The organism is Novosphingobium sp. G106 (assembly GCF_019075875.1).
In the GTDB taxonomy this organism is placed as follows: Bacteria; Pseudomonadota; Alphaproteobacteria; order Sphingomonadales; family Sphingomonadaceae; genus Novosphingobium.
Genome location: NZ_JAHOOZ010000001.1, coordinates 2,068,007 through 2,086,070 on the forward strand (window position 1 = coordinate 2,068,007; position 18,064 = coordinate 2,086,070).

An 18,064-nucleotide genomic window follows, 5' to 3' on the forward strand; every position below is an offset into this window, starting at 1 on the left:
CCCGGAAAGTCCCACTTGGCGCGCCGCCCTCGCCCTACCCTCGCGAAGGCCCGCGCGGTACGTCCCTGAACGGCACGCCCTTGTCCCCCGACGCTTCGCGCGGCATGCCGAGCACGCGTTCGCTGACGACGTTGCGCGAGATCTCGGTGGTGCCGCCGCCGATGCAGCCGACTTGGCGCATCAGGAAGTTCATGCCCTGCGCGCCGGTGTCTTCCTCTTCCTCCTCTGTCCAGGCGGCCGCGCCGGAACCGGCGAGTTCGAAGGCGATCGTCGCCTGGCGGACGCCGGCAACGCCGCGGAACAGGCGGTCGATCGAGGACTGATCGACATTGCCCTTGCCCGATGCCGCGGCCGTGGCGATGCGGCGCGAAAGCTCGTGGCTGACGAGCGAAAGCGCGCGCGCCTCACCGATCAGTTCCTGCGCAGCCGGGTCATCGAGCTTGCCCGCCTTTTTCGCGATCGCGACGTTGGTCGGAGTCTTCGAGCGGGTCTTGCCGCCGCCGCTGACGCCTTCGGGCGTCGTCACATAGGGCGAGTTGTGGCCGAAGCGCTCGTGATACATCCAGCGCTGGCCGACGGTCCAGCCCGCGTCGATCTCGCCCATGCGGTCGCTGTCGGGAATGCGGACGTCGGTGAAGAATTCCTGGCAGGCCTCGGATTCGCCGTTCAGGCGTTCGATGCGGTGGATCTCGATGCCCGGCTGGTGCAGCGGCAGCAGGAACACGGTCAGCCCCTGGTGCTTGGGCACGTTCCAGTTGGTCCGCGCGAGGCAAAGGCCCCAGTCGGCCCACCAGGCGCGCGAGGTCCAGACCTTCGACCCGTTGAGAATCCAGCTATCGCCGTCGCGCGTGGCAGCAGTCGTTGCGCCGGCAACGTCCGAACCGCCGCCGGGCTCCGAGAGCATCTGCACCCAGACTTCGTCACCCTTGAGGATCGCGGGGATGTGCGCGGCCTTCTGCTCGGGCGTACCATATTCGAGCAGCACCGCGGCGCAGGGCGAGAAGGTCGGCACCGAGAAGCGCGACGGATATTCGTGCCCGGCCAGTTCTTCGTTGAAGGCACGGTTGTGCGCCGGGGTCAGGCCCTGGCCGCCGTATTCCTTGGGGAAGCAGATGCCGGCGAAGCCGCCGTCATAAAGCTTGCGCTGCAGGGCACGGTCGCGTGCCACGGCAACGAGCTCTTCCTCGTCGTTCTCGCAGTTCTGGTCGAGATCCCAGGGCTGGACCGGACCGAGGTTCGCCTTGATCCAGGCACGCGCACGCAAGCGGAAGTCCTCGACGCTTTCTTCGATGTCGCTCATGCCGCGTTCTCCTGTGCCATCCGAATCTGGGCGATGAGCCGGCGGTGCTCGGCCGGGGTGCCGTAGAGCAGGCTGTTCAGTGTCACCCGCCGCAGGAAGAAGTGCAGGTCGTGCTCATAGGTCACGCCGATACCGCCGTGGAGTTGGACGCCTTCCTGCGCCAGTTCAGGCCCCTGGACGCCGATGTAGGACTTGGCCGCACTCGCCGTCTCGGCAGCGAGGTCGGTCTGGTCGGCAACAGCTTCGGCCGCAGCGTCGCTGATCGCATGGCTTGCCTCGAGCCAGGACTTCATATCGGCGAAGCGGTGCTTGAGCGCCTGGTAAGATGCGAGCGCGCGGCCGAAGGTGTAGCGGCCGAAAGCCCAGTCGAGCGTCATGTCGAAAGCCGCGTCCATCGCCCCGACCGATTCGGCCGAGAGGATCACCGCGGCGTTCTGGATCTGGCGCGAGACCTGCTCGCCCGCACGGCCATATTCGCCGAGCAGCGCAGAAGCAGGCGCCCGCACGCCGTTGAACGTGACCGAACCGAAACGCCGGGTGACGTCCATGCCCTTCAAGGCCTTGATCTCGATCCCCGGTGCACCGGTTGGGACGAGGACCTGGGTCATCCCGCCCTCACTCATGCCGGTGACGAGCAAGTAGCCAGCCTGCTTTGCCGATTCGACCGGCCGGACCGAACCGTCGATCACGACGTCGTCGCCGTCGCGGCGGATCGTGACGGTGGCTTCGCCAGGCCGCTGCCAGGGCGCGGCGCCCATGGCGCTCGTGGCTATGCTCGCGCCCGAGATGACCTCGCCGAGCACGGCCTGCTGAAGCTCGCCCCCCTGCCCGCTCAGGGCCGCGGCAACCACGTTACAGTCGACGAGCGGCCCCGGTGCGGCATGCTTGCCGAATTCGTAGGCGATCAGCGCGAGATCGACCGCGCCGCGGCCGCTGACGCTGCCGCCGCCGTCATCCTCGCCGACGAGCAGCATGGTCCAGCCGAGTTCGGCGCCGCTTTGCCAATAGGCGGGATCGAAACCCGCGGGATCGTTGCGCAAGTCCTTGCGCATGAGGCTCAGCGGAACCTGATCGCCGAGAAAGCGCGCGGTCGTGTCGCGCAGCAGTTCCTGGTCCGAAGTCAAATTATGCCACATCGAGTCGGTATCCTCCCGCCCGATGCGCTAAATCGCGCGACGCGGATTGGCAATGACACGCTCGCGTCCGGTGACCGCCGGGACGATGCTTGGCACCTATATTGTGATCAGCCCACGCTGGCTCTACGCCATTACCGTCACGGAGAAGGAATGGGCGAATGGCGCTGATCGAGGAATTGCGCGGAAATCTGACCTTGCCGGCCTTCGCCGCACCGATGTTCCTGGTTAGCGGTCCCGCCCTTGCCATCGCCTGCTGCCAAGCGGGCATCATCGGCTCGCTGACGCGCAATCACACGCGCGACTTCGAGGAGATGGAAGCCCAGCTCAAGACCGTGCGCGAAGCACTGGACCAGTTCGCCGATGCCAATCCCGGCAAGGTCATCGGCCCGCTGGCGATGAACATCTCGCCCAATTTCAGCCAGGAGGAATTCCGCCGCCACCTCGATGCTTGCCGCCGCTACGGCGTGCGGATCATCGTCACTTCGGTGGGCGATCCGACGCTCAACGCGCCGCTGGTGCAGGAATACGGCCTGCTCCATTTCCACGACGCGACGACCATCCGCTTTGCCGAGAAGGCCGCGGCAGCCGGGGCGGACGGCATCGTCTGCATCGGCGCGGGTGGCGGCGGCCATGCCGGGACGATCAGTCACCTTGCTTTCGTCCCCGCGGTGCGCGCGTTCTACGACGGGATGATCGTCATGGCCGGCGCGGTCTCGACCGGGGCCGTCATCCGCGCCGCCGAAGTGCTCGGTGCCGACCTCGCCTATGTCGGCACGCGGATCATCGCAACGCAGGAATCGTCGGCACCCGATGCCTACAAGGCGATGCTCGTCGAAGGCGGGGTGACCGACGTGCTCTACACCGCCGCGGTCAACGGCATGCCGGCATCGTGGCTCAAGGCCTCGATGCGCGAGGTCGGGCTCGATCCGGACAATGTCAGCTTCATCCCGCCGCGCCACAACACCGACCACCTGCCCGCGGGGAAGACGCCGTGGCGCGATATCTGGAGCGGCGGCCAGGGCATCGGCCTGATTGACGACCTGCCGACCGTGGCAGATCTGGTCGCGAGGCTGCAGCGCGAGTATGTCGCCGCCTGCGCTGTGCCAGACATGGCCGCCCAGGCCCGGGCCGCGCTGGAGCAGAGCGCGTGAGCGAGGCCCGGATCACGCGAGAGGATGCTGACGGCCTCTGCACGCTAACGCTGAACCGGCCGGACAAGCTCAACGCGCTCGACACCGCCGCCTTCGAAGCGCTCGACGCGCATTGCGCCGCGCTCGAGCAGGCGACGGAGACCATCGGCTGCGTCGTCCTGCGCGGCAGTGGCCGTGGGTTCTCCGCCGGCGCCGACCTCGGCAAGATCGGTGCAACACCGATCGACCCGCGCTTCAAGCCCGGCGTGATCGACCGGCTCAGCCGTCTGCCGCAGCCGGTGATCGCCGCAGTCCACGGCGTCTGCTTCACCGGCGGGCTCGAACTAGCGCTCGCCTGCGATTTCATCGTCGCCGATGCCACCGCCAAGTTCGCGGATACCCATGGCAAGTTCGGCTTGGTCGGCGCCTGGGGCATGGGCCAACGACTCTCGCGCCGCATCGGTACGCCCGCGGCCAAGCACATGATGATGACTGCGCGCGCGCTCCAGGCCAACGAGGCGCGCGATATCGGCCTGGTCGACATGCTGGTCGAAGCCGGCGGGCTCGATGCCGTGATCGCCAGCCTCTCAGCCGAGATCCTCGCCAATTCCCGGCACACCAACTTCGCCGCCAAGCGCATGCTGCGCGAGACCGAGGGGATGTCGCTCGCCGATGCCCTGGCGCACGAACACGAGAACTATCCTGGATCGGCACCCGATTCGCCGGAACGCATCGCCCGCTTCACCCGGAAGTGATCAGTCGACGACGATATCGCCCTTCATGCCGAACATCGTGTGCATCGTATGGGTGCAGCGCAGCTTGTAGGCGCCGCGACGCGGAACCAGGGCGATGTCCTTGCTCTGGCCGCCGCGCAGCTCGATCGCGCCCATATAGATCAGCCCTTTGTCCTGCTCACTGACCGTCGCAGCGGCGAAGAATTCGGGGGCCGAGAAGTTGTGACCGCCGCGCGCTTCGTTGACCAGATGCAGCACTACGGGCTGGCCGGCACGCAGATGGATCGCCGCCGGCGCGAAGTTGAAACTCGACAGCGTAACCGTGACTCGCGGTGCGCGGGCGAAGTCCGGCTCCTGCGCCAAAGCGCTGGACGACACCAGGGCCGAAGCGGCAACGATGAGCAAGCGTGACATGGGGCCTTGCTTGAGAGAGAACCGCATCTCGATAGAAAACCCGATTGAACCACAAGCCGACATTCAGGAACAAGCTGGCAGGCAAGAGATTGACTTGCTCTGAATGACGCGGCGCAAGCCGCTGCCAACCGAAGGGAACCGCATGGCCGATCGGCCCGCCTGCATCAATGCGATCGGCTGCGCCGTCCCTCGCCACGATGTCCATGACGCCTTCATCGCCTGGGCAGAAGGTCAGGTTCCGGGCGAGCGCGAGCGCGCGCTGTTCCGGCGCATGGCCGAACGCTCGGGCATCGCGCACCGCTGGTCGGTGCTGCCGCCGACGGTCGACGGTGGTTCTCCGGTAGACCGCGGCGGCTTCTACGCGGATGGCATGCCGCCGACCTCCGAACGGATGGCGCTGTATGCCGTCCATGCGCCTGCGCTGGCGCTGGAGGCAGTTGCGGCGCTGGCTACTCACACGTCGATCGAAGGCATCACCCATCTCGTCGTCGCCAGCTGCACCGGTTTCGTCGCGCCCGGTATCGACCAGATCATCGCTGACACGCTCGGCATCACGGGGGTCGAGCGGACGCTGGTCGGCTTCATGGGCTGCTATGCCGCGGTCGCCGCGCTGCGCACCGCGCGCCACATCGTCCGCTCCGAGCCCGCGGCACGCGTGCTGGTGGTGACCGTGGAACTATCCAGCCTGCACCTGCACGACGACCACGAGATCGAACCGCTGCTGATGATGCTGCAATTCGGCGACGGCGCCGCCGCCGCGCTGGTCACGGCAGGTGGAGACGGGCTGCTGATGGAGCACCCTTTCGCAGTCCAGCTCGAACAATCGGCCGAGCTGATTCGCTGGACCGTCGGCGACACCGGCTTTCGCATGCATCTCTCGGGCGAGGTTCCGGGCCGCATCCAGGCGGCGCTGCGGGACGATGCGGTGCGGAAGGTGGTGCTGGGCACACGGACACCGGGCGACATCGCCCATTGGGCGGTCCATGCCGGCGGTCGTTCGATCCTCGACGCAGTCGAGCATGGCCTCAATCTTCGCCCGGACACGCTGGCGCCCTCGCGCGGCGTGCTGGCGCGGTACGGCAACATGTCGTCCGCGACGCTGATGTTCATCCTCGCCGACCTGCTCGCGGGATCGCCTCAGGGAGACGGCATCGCGCTCGCCTTCGGCCCCGGTCTCGCCGCCGAGGGCTTCCACTTCCGACCGACATGAACGCGGTCATCGTCGGCGGCGGCCCTGCCGGCACCGCCGCCGCGATCACGCTGGCGCGCGGCGGAATGGCAACGCGGCTGATCGAGCGGACCACGGGCGCGCACGACATGGTCTGCGGCGGGTTTCTCGGCTGGGATGCTCTGGCCTCGCTAAGTCGGCTTGGCATCGATGCGGCAGCGCTGGGGGCAAGGCCGATCACCCGACTGCGGCTGGTTGCGGGCAGGCAGCAGGTCGAAGCCGCCCTGCCCCATGCTGCCGCCGGACTCTCGCGGCGGTGCCTCGACGCGGCGCTGCTGGACCTTGCATCGGCAAGCGGCGCGCAGATCGAGCGCGGTGTCGCCGTGCGCAGCGCCGATCCCGAGCGGCGCACCGTCCGCATCCAGGATGGCAGCCAGATCGCTTGCGACGCGCTGATCCTCGCCACGGGCAAGCACGAATTGCGCGGTCTGGCCCGGCCGCTGGCGCTGCGCCGCGCCACGCTGTCGGTGGGGCTGCGTGCGGTCCTGCCACCGTCGCCGACGCGCGCTTCGGCGCTGACCGACGTGATCGAACTGCACCTTTTCGACGGCGGTTATGCCGGGCTGCTGCTGCAGGAAGACGGCTCGGCCAACCTCTGCCTGTCGGTTTCACAGGAGCGCCTCGCAGAAGCCGGCGCGCCCGCCGTCCTGTTGGCGGACCTCGCTAGCGAACTTCCGATGCTCGACGAGCGGATCGGTGCGGATATACCCCGAGCGCTCAGCGCGATCGCCGGTGTACCCTATGGTTGGCGCGCCCGCTCGACCACCCGCGGCGTGTTCCGCGTCGGCGACCAGGGCGCGGTCATCGCCAGCCTGGCCGGCGACGGCATCGCGCTAGCGCTCGCCGGCGGGATAGGCGCAGCCGAAGCTCTGCTGGCAAACGGTCCCGGTGCCGCAGCGAACTGGCAGACCTCCTTCCGTGCGCAGACCCGGCGCCCGCTGGCCCTTGCCGAGGCCCTGCGGCACGGCGCGGAGCATCCCGCCAGCCGCGGCCCGCTGATGGCCCTGCTGCGGCTCGCACCCGGCCTTGTCCGCCCGGCTGCCCTGCTCACGCGGATCGGTTGATCCGCCATATTACCCTGTTAGGTCACGCCCACCATGAAACGCCTTCTCCTTCCCGCACCACTGCTGTTTCTTCTGGGCAATGCTCCGCCGAGCGTGGAAGGCCTTTGGCGCACCGACGACGGCAAGGGGCTCGTTCGCATCGGAGCATGCGGCGGCGATGTTTGCGGCTGGATAGCGCAGGTCCTCGATCGCACGCCCGGCGTCCCGACCACCGACATCAAGAACCCCGATGCGAAACTGCGCCAGCGCCCAATCCTGGGCCTTCCGACCCTGACCGGCTTCACCCGCAACGGGGCGATATGGTCGGGAGGCCGCGCCTATGATCCAAAGTCGGGCAACAGCTACCGCGCGACCCTGGAGCTCAATCCCGACGGTTCGCTGAAAGTGACCGGCTGCGTGTTGTTCATCTGCCAGTCGAAACGCTGGACACGCGCCGGCTAGCGCTTTTCCCAGACGAACACGCCATAGCGCATCGCGCCGCTGCGCAGCGCCCAAATCAGCCGCGGCAGGCTGAGGATAAAATCACGGCTTCGCGTGGCCGAACTCATCGCGAGGCGACGCAATTCCGGGTCGGTCACCATCCGGCCCAGCAGGCGGCGCAGGCAGATACTCCAGGTCTTGCGGACGTTGCGGCTGATGTCCTCATAGCCCGCGAGCCGGAAACCCGTCGCCGCGCCCAGCGCTTCGTAGTCCGCGCGGCTGCCCATCGACGGAAGTCGGCCTTCGCTGCAGATGGGCTTCAGCAGGTGCCGCACTTCCCAGTCGGTCGGATCCTCGCCTTCGAGCCAGGCGCAGACCACCAGTCGCCCCCCCGGTCGCAGCACGCGGTAGGCCTCGGCGAAGAAACGCAGCTTGTCGACCATGTGCTCGGAGCTCTCGACCGAATAGGCGCGATCGAATGCGGCGTCGGTCAGGCCGTTGTCGAGCCAGTCGCGGACCAGCACGGTAACCCCCGGCGTCCCGCGAGCCTGGGCGACCTGCGCCTGGGCGGCGGACAGCGTCAGGCCGGTCACGGCCACGCCACGGCGCGCCGCGAGATCGGCGGCTGTCGCCGCATAACCGCAGCCGATGTCGCAGACCGCCTGCCCCGGTGACAGCGCCAGCCGCTCTTCGACCAGTCGCACCAGCGCATCGGTGGCTTCGTCGGGCGTCTCGCGGCCGGTGCGCCAGTAGCCATGGTGGACATGCTCGCCCCAGATGCGGCGATAGGCGGCATCGAGCTCGTCGTAGTGGAGCGCGACGCCAGCCGCGGTCTGCGGGATGTCGGGGATGATCAAGAGTCGCTCTCCGCGATCGGCCTGACCGCGAAGCCCGTCGCCGAGGACAGCCTGCCATCGAAGCCGAACAGCGATGCGACCTTGGCCGAGCGTTCGCCGAGGTCCTTGGCATGGAAGAAGCGCTCGTCGGCCATGACCCGGGGCATCATCGCGTGCACTTCCTCGATCGAAGCGCCCGCACCGATCACGCCCTCGTTTTCGGCGATCATCATCCGCGCGATCCGCCCCCCGCCGACGGCGAAGATCTCGCCGTTGACGCTGCAGCCCTCGCTCAGCAGCCAGGCCGCGGTTACCGCGACCTTTTCGGGCTGCATCGTGCGGTAGAACCATTCGGCATAGGCCGAGGGGTGGAACCGCTCGGTCATCCGCGTCCGCGCCGAAGGCGATATGGCGTTGACCCGGACGTTGTCCTTGGGTCCTTCGAGCGCGAGGCAGCGGGTGATGGCGACATAGGCGCCTTTCGCCGCGGCATAGTCCGTATTGCCCATCGCGCCGTAGATCGCGCCCGACGGCATCAGGACGATGCGGCCATAGTGCTGGCGCGCCATGTGCGGCCAGGCGGCGCGCGCCATCCACAGCGCGGCGAAGGGATTGACCCGCATCACCAGTTCGAGATCGTGGCTCGATAGCCGGTCGGCTGCCTTGAGGTCGGGGCACGGGCTGGCGAAATGGACGATCCCGTCGATCCGGCCGAAGGCATCGACGCTGGCTTGAACTGCCGCCACGGCGCCAGCTTCGCTCGCGAGATCGGCGGTACAGGCGACGGAGATGCCGCCCGCGGCCGCTATTTCCGCAACCACAGCCTCCGCCGGGCCGGTGCTGGACTGTTCTCCGTCCATCGCCGCGCCGTTGTCGGCAACCACAACCTGTGCACCCCGGCCCGCGAGTAGCAAGGCCGTCGCTCGCCCCAGACCGCGACCGCCGCCGGTGACCAGGATCGCCCTGCCGTCGAAGCGGATCTCATCCTCTGCCATAGCCCAGTCCTAAGCCGTTTGCCCAAGCCGTTCGCGCACAGGCTACAACCGCTCCGCCCGATTGCAATCGGCGGTTTGCCTTACCATCTAGCCTCCACGACGTGCGCCCGCTTGCGGCGCCCGGCGTGGGCCTGTAGAGGCCTGCGCAACTTTCCCACACCGCATATCCCCAGAGGAACCCGATGGCCGCGCAATACGCCTTCGTCATGAAGGGCATGACCAAGACCTTCCCCGGCGCCCCGAAGCCGGTACTGAACAATATCAGCCTGCAGTTCTACCAGGGCTCGAAGATCGGCATCGTCGGCCCGAACGGCGTCGGCAAGTCGACCCTGATCAAGATCATGGCCGGGATCGACACCGATTTCACCGGCGAGGCCTGGCCCGGCGAGAACATCTCGGTCGGCTATCTCGAGCAGGAGCCCCAGCTCGACAACAGCAAGACTGTGCTGGAAAACGTCAAGGACGGCGCGCGCGAGACGGCCGACCTGGTCGACCGCTTCAACGAGATCTCGATGATCATGGCCGATCCGCCGGAGGACGCCGATTTCGACGCCCTGATGGAAGAGATGGGCACGCTCCAGGAAAAGATCGACGCGGTCGACGGCTGGACGCTCGACAACCAGCTCGAACTGGCGATGGAAGCGCTGCGCTGCCCGCCCGGCGACTGGCCCGTCGGCAACCTGTCGGGCGGTGAGAAGCGCCGCATCGCGCTGACCCGCCTGCTGCTGCAGAAGCCCGACATCCTGCTGCTCGACGAACCGACCAACCACCTTGACGCGGAGTCGGTGGAATGGCTCGAAGCGCACCTCAAGGAATATGCCGGTGCGGTGCTGATGATCACCCACGACCGCTACTTCCTCGACAACGTGGTGGGCTGGATTCTCGAACTCGATCGCGGGAAATACTTCCCTTACGAAGGCAACTACTCGACCTACCTCGAGAAGAAGTCCAAGCGCCTCGAACAGGAAGAGCGCGAGGAATCCAGCCGTCAGACCGCGATCAAGAGCGAGCTCGAATGGATCCGGCAGGGCGCCAAGGCGCGCCAGACCAAGTCCAAGGCGCGTATCGCCAAGTTCGAGCAGCTGGTCGAGCAGCAGAACAACCGCAGCCCCGGCAAGGCCCAGATCGTCATCCAGGTGCCCGAGCGCCTGGGCGGCAAGGTGATCGAGGCCAAGAACCTGACCAAGGCCTATGGCGACAAGCTTCTGTTCGAGAACCTGAGCTTCCTGCTGCCGCCGGGCGGCATCGTCGGCGTGATCGGCCCTAACGGCGCCGGCAAGTCGACGCTGTTCAAGATGATCACCGGCCAGGAAACGCCCGACGAGGGTGAGATCGACATCGGCTCGACTGTGCGCCTCGGCTATGTCGACCAGAGCCGCGATCACCTCGACGGTTCGAAGAACGTCTGGGAGGAAATCTCCGACGGGCTCGACTACATGAAGATCAACGGCCACGACCAGTCGACGCGTGCCTACGTGGGCGCGTTCAACTTCAAGGGCCAGGACCAGCAGAAGAACGTCGGCAAGCTGTCGGGCGGTGAGCGCAACCGCGTCAACATCGCCAAGATGCTCAAGAAGGGCGGCAATGTCCTGCTGCTCGACGAACCGACCAACGACCTCGACGTCGAGACCTTGGCCGCGCTCGAAGAAGCCATCGAGAACTTCGCCGGCTGCGCCGTGGTCATCAGCCACGACCGCTTCTTCCTCGATCGCCTGGCAACGCACATCCTCGCCTTCGAGGGCAACAGCCACGTCGAATGGTTCGAAGGCAACTTCGAAGCCTACGAAGAGGACAAGCGCCGCCGTCTGGGCGACGCGGCCGACCGTCCGACACGGCTCGCCTACAAGAAGCTGACGCGCTGAAGTTCAGAAAACCGCCATTTAACCTGAACAAAAGACCATCTACCCGGTTCACGCTTTCGACAGCGCAGATCGGGTAACCATTCTGTAACAATTGCTGCGACGGTTTCGCAGCTTGGGTGGAATGGAGAGCGGCGATGGCCGGGCGTAAACTCTTGAAATCGGGCGGCATGACCGCCCTTGTCGCAGGGCTGGCCATGCTGGCCCTGCCCACTGGCGCGCAAGCGCAGGATCGCGGTCAAGGCCGCTGGAACCGCGGCGGTGGCGAAGCGGCAGCGCAGAGCAACAATGGCAGCGGCAATGATGGCGGTGGCGCCGCCTGGCGCGGCAGAGACGGCGGTGGCCGCAGCTTTCGCGGCGAACAGTCGACACCGGCGCCGGCACCTGCGCCTCAAGCGCAAGTCCAGGCGCAGCCGCAGCGGAACTGGTCGCGCGGCAATGGCGACGGCAACAGCTGGCGCGGACGCAACAACACGGTCCAGAACGCGCCTGCCCCGCAGGCCCAGGTCCAGACCGAGCGCCGCAACTGGTCTGGCAATGGCCAGCCGGCGTGGCGTGGCCGAGGCCAGGACCAGTGGCAGGGCCGCAGCGGCGACGGCACCCGTGGCCGCGATGACGTGGCGCGCTGGCGCAACGATGACAACAACAACCGCCGGGACAATAGCAACGTCAACCGCTGGAGCGGCAACACCTGGCGTGGGGATGGAAATGCTTGGCGGGGCAACAACAACGCCTGGCGCGGCAGCAACGACAACGCGTGGCGCGGCGATCGGCGGAACTACGCAGGCAACTGGAACCGCGACTGGCGCCGCGACAACCGCTACGATTGGCGCGGCTACCGCAATGCCAACCGCAATGTCTATCGTCTCGGCACCTACTACGCGCCCTATGGCAGCTATTCCTATCGACGGCTGAGTTCGGGGTTCTATCTCGACGCGCTGTTCTTCGGCAGCCGCTACTGGATCGACGATCCGTGGCAGTACCGCCTGCCGCCGGCCTACGGACCCTATCGCTGGGTGCGCTATTACGATGACGCGCTGCTGGTCGATACCTATACCGGCGAAGTCGTGGACGTGATCTACAGCTTCTTCTGGTAAAGCCTTGCCGGAGAGTGTCCGGTAACCGAGCCCCCGCCCGAAAGGTGCGGGGGTTCTTGGTTTTGAGCCGCTTTTGCCTTGCCCTTCGCCCACCTTGCGATAGGGCATGCCAGACGATGACCCGCCCTTCCCGTCCGACAGCATGAGTGCCAGCCCGGCCTCGGAGAAAGCCGCACTGGCCCGTCTCGGCGCCGCGGTCAGCAAGCGGCTGGAAACCGATCCCGCAGTTTACCGCGTTCCCGTCGACCGGGCTGACGTGTTCACGGTGGGCGAATTCCTAAGCACACAGGAATGCACGCACCTTATGGCGATGATCGACCGGGTGGCAGAGCCCTCCCGGACCTACGCCGGCGGCGCGGACAAGACCCGGACTAGCTTTTCGGGCGATGTCGATCCGAACGACAGCTTCGTCCGCATGATCGAACGCCGCATCTGCGACCTCCTCGGCATCGACCCGTGCTGGGGCGAGACCGTACAAGGCCAGCGCTATGAAGTGGGGCAGGAATTCCACGCACACTACGACTGGTTCGACACCAAGGCCGCCTATTGGCCCGACGAGATCAAGCACGGCGGCCAGCGCAGCTGGACGGCGATGGCCTATCTGAGCGACATGGCCGACGGTGGCGCAACCTTCTTCCCGCAAATCGGTTTGAGCATGCAGCCTCAGGCCGGCGCCCTGCTGGTCTGGAACAACATGCTGCTCGACGGTAGCCCCAATCCCGACGTTCGCCATGCCGCGCTCCCCGTGGTCAGCGGCGTCAAATATGTCATCACCAAATGGTTCAGGACGCGTCCATGGGGCTGAAGCCCGCTACTTTCCCTTTGTCCGCAGCGCTGCTCATCCTGGCTTGTCCCCCCGCAACCGGCCCGCGCCGAGAGCCTGCCCTTGCCCCCGCCCGCCGCCGCCCGCTCTCTCGAAGCGAGTCCCGACGAGCAGCCCAGCGAAGATGCCCGTCTCGCGCGCCTGTTCGCCGACGATGCCCGCCGCGAGGATGCGCTCGACCCGCTCGACGCGCTCTACCGCGGCGCCCGGCCCGACCCTGCCATGCTGGCACAGCTCTATACCGATACGCTCGACGACCGTTTGCTCGCCTCTGCCGAGGAGAGCCTGCGCGCGCTCGGCGAGATCGATCGCGCCAAACTGAGCCCCGGCAGCCAGATTTCCTACGACGTCTTCGCCCGGTCGAAGGAAGAGCAGGCAGAATGGCTGCAGCCCGCGCTGCGCTCGCTGACAGCGGTGCGGCCGTTCAACCATTTCGGCGGACTGCACGTCGAGTTCTCCTCGCTGATGTCGAGCGAAGGCGCGATCCGCTTCGACAGCGAGGCCGACTACCGCGACGCACTGGTCCTCGACGGCGCTTTTGGCAAAGTGCTCGACAATGCGATCGCGCGCTTTCGCCAGGGCATGGCCAGCGGCGTGGTCGAGACCAAGGTCACCACGCGCAATATGATCGCGCAGCTCGACGCGATGACCGCGCAGGCGCCCGAGCAATCGCCGTTCTATTCCCCGGTGCTCAAGTTTCCCGCCAGCATGCCCGAACCACGGCGCGCCCAGCTGCGAGAGGCCTATGCCGCGGTGATCCGCGAGACGATCTATCCGGCCTATGGCCGCCTGCGACGCTTCCTGGCCGACGAATATCTTCCCGCCGCACGCGACCAGGTCGGCATCTCGGCGATGAAGCAGGGCACCGAACTTTACGTCGAGCTGATCAAGCGCGAGACCACGCTCGAGCTCGATCCCGAGAAGGTCCACGCGCTCGGTCTCTCCGAAGTCGCGCGCATTCAGCGCGAGATGGACGGCGTGCGCCGCGAGATGGCATTCAGCGGCAACCTGCGCGCCTTCTTCGACTACATCCGCACCGATCCGCAGTTCCACCCCAAGACCGCACAGGAACTGGCCGACGGTTTCGCCGCCGTGGCCAAACAGGTCGACGCGCAGATCCCGCGCTTCTTCCTCAAGGTGCCTAGGACGCCGCTGCTGATCCAGCCCTACCCCGCTTTCCGCGCGAAGTACGAGGCCGGCGCCAGCTATAATCAGGGCGCTTCTGACGGATCGCGGCCGGGCATCTTCTATTTCAACACCTACGACCTCCCCAGCCGGTTCCTGACCGGGATGACCACGCTCTACCTGCACGAAGGCATCCCCGGGCATCACTTCCAGATCAGCCTCGCGCAGGAAGACACCAGCCTGCCCTCGTTCCAGCGCTTCGAGGGCAACAACGCCTTCGTCGAAGGCTGGGCGCTGTATGCCGAGACGCTGGGCTACGCGATGGGCTTCTACAAGGACCCGCGCCAGCACTGGGGCACGCTCGACGACGAGATGCTGCGCGCGATGCGGCTGGTGGTCGATACGGGCATCCATGCCGAAGGTTGGACCCGAGACCAGTCGATCGACTATATGCTGGCCAATTCGGGCATGGGCCGCAGCGACGCCACGGCCGAAGTCGAACGCTACATCGCGATGCCCGGCCAAGCGCTCAGCTACAAGATCGGCGCGATGACCATCCAGCGCCTGCGCGCCAAGGCCGAAAGCGCGCTGGGGCCGAAGTTCGACATCCGCCAGTTCCATCAGCAGGTGCTGGGCTCGGGCGCGCTGCCGCTGCCGGTTCTGGAAGCAAAGATCGACCGGTGGATCGAGGCAGGCCGGTAGCAGCGCAACTGCAATGGATGTGAAACCGACATGTCGCATAGACGCCGCACTTGGGGCAAGAGACGGCGGGTAAAGCGATGGTGAGGCGATATCTATTCCGGCGAAATATCTCTGTCGCGCTGATCGGTCATGTCGCGCTTGGCGGGTCGTTGGCTCTGGCCAATGATGGTCCCCCCGTCACCGCGCCGCAGCCTGAACCGATGCCGACTGAACTGCAGGCGGGTTTTCAAAAGTGCGACGCACCGCTCTTTCTGGTGCAGGATGCATTCCGACTGCAGAACAAGGTGCACACTGCGGGTTGCAAGGTGGAGTACCGACTGCTCGCCAGACTCTCCCGCCTGCCGGAATTCAGCAAGCTGGCGTTCTCGTGCCCCGTCATCGTGACGCTTGACCGCAAGCATCTTCCTTTCGCCAGCATCAGCTATGTGACGCCAAGCCGCTGTGATCTCGCGGGACAGAAAATCGAAAACGCGCTGATGGTGGCACTGCTGCCCATACGGTTCGATGCGCTCGACCCGGAGATTGGCGATTCCATTATGTTCAGCGTCGATCTTCGAGTTGCTGCCGCCCGCGGCACCGCTCCCGAACCCTCCGCCATGTTTGCCTTCTTGCGGCAGGACGGAATGGACCTGGATGCCCGTTCGCGGCTGGTTACCTTCGCTAACCGGGACAAATTGCCGCCGCTTCCCCCGCCACCTAATAGCGCGTCTGGGCCTGGTATGAGCTTCAGCGGAGGTGCACGCGCCGCCCACGCTGACCAGTTCGCGCGCGCCTGGCAGGCGCAGGTCGGCAAGCAGGCGGCAGCCGCCATCCGCAGCGATTCGGACCTCGACAGGCGGCTGCGAAAGAAGGCCTGGTCGGTAACGGTCAGGGTCCGCATCGGAGGCGACCAGACGCTGCGTACCGTCGACATCCTGGCCGCGACAGGTGCGGCCGAAAATCAGGCAGATGCAATCAAGGCCGCGCTGCTGACCATCGATCGTATCGAGCAAATTCCCGGCCAGCCCGGCGTATTCTTCGGCCCAATCACCTTTGCAATCAGCGGCCCCTAAGCAAGGCCATCGCCACTCTTGTCATCCAAGCGCTTCAGCAGCCGGTCGAACCGGCGCTGCAGGCGAATGATCTCGAGCTGGGTGCGCAGGTTGACCTCGTAGTCGTGGCGCGCGGCGATGCGGTCCTTGGCCGACTGGCGGTTCTGGCTCATCATGATCACCGGCGCCTGGATCGCGGCGAGCATCGACAGCATCAGGTTGAGGAAGATGTAGGGATAGGCATCGAAGGGATGGATGCCGAGGTCTTCGAGGATGCGGCTGTTGATCAGGACCCAACTCAGCAGCACCACGCCGAAGGCAATGATGAAGCCCCAGGAACCACCGACTGCCGCGACCTTGTCGGCCAGCCGCTCGCTGAAGGTCGCGTGGAGTGCCGCTTCCTCGTCCGCGTCGAGATCGATCAGCGTCCCTGTCGATATCCGGCGTAGGACGTTCTGCTCTTCGGGGTCCAGCTCTGCGAACCGGCGGCCGAGGAGATCCTCGGCCAGTTGTTCAGGCGTTCTTCCCGGGTTGTGCATCCAACGCCTCCGCGATCAGCTTGCGGGTGTTTGCCACGCCGTAGAGCGCGATGAAACTCCCCATGCGCGGGCCCTGGGCAGAACCCAGCAATGTCTCGTAGAGCGCCTTGAACCAGTCGCGCAGCTGCTCGAAGCCATAGTGAGGGTCCTTGCCGATCTCGTAGACGATGTTCTGCAGTTCCTCGGCCGTGGCTTCATCGGAGGTTCCCGCCAGTTCCTCGTCGAGCGCGGCGAGCGCGGCTGCCTCGTTCTCCTCAGGCTTCCGGCGCTGGAGCGTCGGCGCGATGAAGTCGCGATTGTAGGCGAGCGCGCAGGTCACCAGCACGTCGATCTCGGGATGCGCCTCGGGCGTCGCCTCGGCGACATAGTTGGCCAAGTAGGACCAGACCTGCTCGCGCGTGGCATTGGCGCCGAGTACGCCGACGAGGTTCAGCAGCAGGCCATAAGTCACCGGTAGCCTATCGCCCGCGCCGCCCTTGTCGCCATTGGTGCGCAGCAGGTGCCAGACCGGATTGCCGAGCTTCTGCTCGACCGGCTGATCGGCGAGCTTCTCGCGGAACTGCCAGTATTCGTCGACCGCGCGCGGGATCACGCCGATGTGGAGCTGCTTGGCGCTCTTGGGTTCGCGGAACAGGTAAAAGCCCAGGCTCTCCTCGCTGCCATAGGTCAGCCACTGGTCGATCGTCAGGCCGTTGCCCTTGGACTTGGAGATTTTCTCGCCGTTCTCGTCGAGGAAGAGCTCGTAGATCAGCCCTTCGGGGCGCTTGCCACCGAGGATCTGGGCGATCTTGCCCGACTGCGTACCGCTGTCGGTCAGATCCTTGCCGTACATCTCGTAGTCGACGCCGAGGTCGACCCAGCGCATCGCCCAGTCGACCTTCCACTGCAGCTTGGCCTGGCCGCCGAGGATCGAGTGCTCGATCGTCTCGCCGTGGTCGACGAAGCGGACGATGCCAGCCTCGGCATCGACGACCTCGACGGGCACCTGCAACACCTCACCGGTCACCGGCGAGATCGGCAGTACCGGCGAATAGGTCTTGCGCCGCTCCTCGCGGAGCGTCGGCAGCATAACGCCCATGATCGCGTCATAGTTCTTCAGCACGTTCTTCAGCGCGCCGTCGAACTCGCCCGAATTGTAGCGATCCGAAGCAGCGACGAACTCGTAATCGAAGCCGAAGCGGTCGAGGAATTCGCGCAGCATCGCGTTGTTGTGGTGGGCGAAGCTCTCATACTTGCCGAACGGATCGGGGATGCGGCTCAGCGGCCGGCCGATGTGGGCTGCGAGCAGCCCCTGGTTGGGCACGTTGTCGGGCACCTTGCGCAGCCCGTCCATATCGTCGCTGAACGCCACCAGCCGCGTCGGCGCGCCGCCGGTGAGAACCTCGTAGGCGCGGCGCACGAGCGTGGTACGCAGGACTTCCTGGAACGTGCCGATATGCGGCAGGCCCGAGGGGCCATAGCCGGTCTCGAACAGCATTGGCCGAATTTGACCATCTTGGCCGGCTTTCCCCTGCGGAAAGCGCTTCATCAGCTTGCGGGCTTCCTCGAAGGGCCATGCCTTGGAGGTCTGGGCGGCTGTCGTAAGATCGGCTTCAGTCATGGTCCCGCGCCTTTCGCGCCAAAGCGACGGG

The 18,064-nt window shown here is 66.2% G+C and carries 17 protein-coding genes; 10 read left to right on the forward strand and 7 right to left on the reverse strand.

Translation table 11 applies throughout. The features are described 5' to 3' along the window. Nucleotides 1–34: 34 nt before the first annotated feature. Entirely contained in the window at nt 35–1,300 is a 1,266-nt protein-coding gene (locus KRR38_RS09860; protein WP_217401006.1) for an acyl-CoA dehydrogenase family protein, read from the reverse strand. Further along, complete coding sequence (locus KRR38_RS09865; RefSeq protein ID WP_217401008.1) at nt 1,297–2,436, reverse strand: acyl-CoA dehydrogenase family protein; 1,140 nt, start codon at nt 2,434–2,436, stop codon at nt 1,297–1,299. The genes KRR38_RS09860 and KRR38_RS09865 overlap by 4 nt, the downstream gene beginning before the upstream one ends. 158 nt (nt 2,437–2,594) lie before the next feature. Here KRR38_RS09865 and KRR38_RS09870 point away from each other — a divergent pair, with 158 nt between their 5' ends. Both KRR38_RS09870 and KRR38_RS09875 read left to right on the forward strand, forming a co-directional pair. After that, nucleotides 2,595–3,587: a nitronate monooxygenase family protein gene (locus tag KRR38_RS09870; protein ID WP_217401010.1), complete on the forward strand. Its 993-nt coding sequence runs from the start codon at nt 2,595–2,597 to the stop codon at nt 3,585–3,587. Then, a complete protein-coding gene (locus KRR38_RS09875) occupies nt 3,584–4,321 on the forward strand; it encodes an enoyl-CoA hydratase/isomerase family protein (protein WP_217401012.1) in 738 nt (245 codons plus the stop codon). Before KRR38_RS09870 ends, KRR38_RS09875 begins: the two co-directional genes overlap by 4 nt. Here the strand turns inward: KRR38_RS09875 and KRR38_RS09880 are convergent, their stop codons facing one another. Continuing rightward, nucleotides 4,322–4,714 (reverse strand): cupredoxin domain-containing protein, encoded by a 393-nt coding sequence (locus KRR38_RS09880; protein WP_217401014.1) that lies wholly within the window; start codon nt 4,712–4,714, stop codon nt 4,322–4,324. Nucleotides 4,715–4,856: 142 nt separating this feature from the next. Between KRR38_RS09880 and KRR38_RS09885 the strand changes: the two genes are divergently transcribed. From KRR38_RS09885 to KRR38_RS09895, 3 genes are read left to right on the forward strand one after another with little or no spacing between them, the layout of a single operon-like run. Then, nucleotides 4,857–5,924 (forward strand): type III polyketide synthase, encoded by a 1,068-nt coding sequence (locus KRR38_RS09885; RefSeq protein WP_217401016.1) that lies wholly within the window; start codon nt 4,857–4,859, stop codon nt 5,922–5,924. Beyond that, complete coding sequence (locus tag KRR38_RS09890) at nt 5,921–7,006, forward strand: NAD(P)/FAD-dependent oxidoreductase (RefSeq protein ID WP_217401018.1); 1,086 nt, start codon at nt 5,921–5,923, stop codon at nt 7,004–7,006. The genes KRR38_RS09885 and KRR38_RS09890 overlap by 4 nt, the downstream gene beginning before the upstream one ends. A gap of 33 nt (nt 7,007–7,039) precedes the next feature. Beyond that, nucleotides 7,040–7,447, forward strand: coding sequence for a DUF2147 domain-containing protein (locus KRR38_RS09895; RefSeq protein ID WP_217401020.1), 408 nt, complete (start codon nt 7,040–7,042; stop codon nt 7,445–7,447). Here KRR38_RS09895 and KRR38_RS09900 read toward each other — a convergent pair. After that, nucleotides 7,444–8,283, reverse strand: a complete 840-nt coding sequence (locus tag KRR38_RS09900) for a class I SAM-dependent methyltransferase (RefSeq protein WP_254514727.1) — start codon at nt 8,281–8,283, stop codon at nt 7,444–7,446. The two genes, KRR38_RS09895 and KRR38_RS09900, sit on opposite strands and share 4 nt — an antisense overlap. Further along, on the reverse strand, nt 8,280–9,257 hold the full coding sequence (locus KRR38_RS35965; RefSeq protein WP_254514728.1) for an SDR family NAD(P)-dependent oxidoreductase: 978 nt from the start codon (nt 9,255–9,257) through the stop codon (nt 8,280–8,282). The genes KRR38_RS09900 and KRR38_RS35965 overlap by 4 nt, the downstream gene beginning before the upstream one ends. Nucleotides 9,258–9,439: 182 nt before the next feature. Between KRR38_RS35965 and ettA the strand changes: the two genes are divergently transcribed. From ettA to KRR38_RS09925, 5 genes are all read left to right on the forward strand, one after another. Next, the gene (gene ettA, locus KRR38_RS09905; RefSeq protein ID WP_217401024.1) at nt 9,440–11,119 is read left to right on the forward strand and encodes an energy-dependent translational throttle protein EttA; all 1,680 of its coding nucleotides are present in this window, start codon (nt 9,440–9,442) and stop codon (nt 11,117–11,119) included. A 134-nt stretch (nt 11,120–11,253) separates the two neighbouring features. After that, a complete protein-coding gene (locus KRR38_RS09910; protein ID WP_217401026.1) occupies nt 11,254–12,213 on the forward strand; it encodes an RcnB family protein in 960 nt (319 codons plus the stop codon). A 106-nt stretch (nt 12,214–12,319) separates the two neighbouring features. Further along, the gene (locus tag KRR38_RS09915) at nt 12,320–13,018 is read left to right on the forward strand and encodes a 2OG-Fe(II) oxygenase (RefSeq protein ID WP_254514729.1); all 699 of its coding nucleotides are present in this window, start codon (nt 12,320–12,322) and stop codon (nt 13,016–13,018) included. Nucleotides 13,019–13,099: 81 nt separating this feature from the next. Further along, on the forward strand, nt 13,100–14,863 hold the full coding sequence (locus tag KRR38_RS09920; protein WP_254514730.1) for a DUF885 family protein: 1,764 nt from the start codon (nt 13,100–13,102) through the stop codon (nt 14,861–14,863). Between the two features lie 50 nt (nt 14,864–14,913). After that, the gene (locus KRR38_RS09925) at nt 14,914–15,915 is read left to right on the forward strand and encodes a hypothetical protein (RefSeq protein WP_217401028.1); all 1,002 of its coding nucleotides are present in this window, start codon (nt 14,914–14,916) and stop codon (nt 15,913–15,915) included. Here KRR38_RS09925 and KRR38_RS09930 read toward each other — a convergent pair. Both KRR38_RS09930 and KRR38_RS09935 read right to left on the reverse strand, forming a co-directional pair. Then, entirely contained in the window at nt 15,912–16,433 is a 522-nt protein-coding gene (locus KRR38_RS09930) for a DUF1003 domain-containing protein (RefSeq protein ID WP_217401030.1), read from the reverse strand. The genes KRR38_RS09925 and KRR38_RS09930 overlap by 4 nt on opposite strands. Next, nucleotides 16,408–18,033 (reverse strand): lysine--tRNA ligase, encoded by a 1,626-nt coding sequence (locus KRR38_RS09935; RefSeq protein ID WP_217401032.1) that lies wholly within the window; start codon nt 18,031–18,033, stop codon nt 16,408–16,410. The genes KRR38_RS09930 and KRR38_RS09935 overlap by 26 nt, the downstream gene beginning before the upstream one ends. Nucleotides 18,034–18,064 lie beyond the last annotated feature (31 nt).

Excerpts from the sequence above, each read along its gene's own strand:
- KRR38_RS09860 (WP_217401006.1), bottom strand. The coding sequence starts at position 1,300 with ATGAGCGACATCGAAGAAAGCGTCGAGGACTTCCGCTTGCGTGCGCGT.
- KRR38_RS09865 (WP_217401008.1), bottom strand. The coding sequence starts at position 2,436 with ATGTGGCATAATTTGACTTCGGACCAGGAACTGCTGCGCGACACGACC.
- KRR38_RS09870 (WP_217401010.1), top strand. The coding sequence starts at position 2,595 with ATGGCGCTGATCGAGGAATTGCGCGGAAATCTGACCTTGCCGGCCTTC.
- KRR38_RS09880 (WP_217401014.1), bottom strand. The coding sequence starts at position 4,714 with ATGTCACGCTTGCTCATCGTTGCCGCTTCGGCCCTGGTGTCGTCCAGC.
- KRR38_RS09885 (WP_217401016.1), top strand. The coding sequence starts at position 4,857 with ATGGCCGATCGGCCCGCCTGCATCAATGCGATCGGCTGCGCCGTCCCT.
- KRR38_RS09890 (WP_217401018.1), top strand. The coding sequence starts at position 5,921 with ATGAACGCGGTCATCGTCGGCGGCGGCCCTGCCGGCACCGCCGCCGCG.
- KRR38_RS09895 (WP_217401020.1), top strand. The coding sequence starts at position 7,040 with ATGAAACGCCTTCTCCTTCCCGCACCACTGCTGTTTCTTCTGGGCAAT.
- KRR38_RS35965 (WP_254514728.1), bottom strand. The coding sequence starts at position 9,257 with ATGGCAGAGGATGAGATCCGCTTCGACGGCAGGGCGATCCTGGTCACC.
- ettA (WP_217401024.1), top strand. The coding sequence starts at position 9,440 with ATGGCCGCGCAATACGCCTTCGTCATGAAGGGCATGACCAAGACCTTC.
- KRR38_RS09910 (WP_217401026.1), top strand. The coding sequence starts at position 11,254 with ATGGCCGGGCGTAAACTCTTGAAATCGGGCGGCATGACCGCCCTTGTC.
- KRR38_RS09915 (WP_254514729.1), top strand. The coding sequence starts at position 12,320 with ATGCCAGACGATGACCCGCCCTTCCCGTCCGACAGCATGAGTGCCAGC.
- KRR38_RS09930 (WP_217401030.1), bottom strand. The coding sequence starts at position 16,433 with ATGCACAACCCGGGAAGAACGCCTGAACAACTGGCCGAGGATCTCCTC.
- KRR38_RS09935 (WP_217401032.1), bottom strand. The coding sequence starts at position 18,033 with ATGACTGAAGCCGATCTTACGACAGCCGCCCAGACCTCCAAGGCATGG.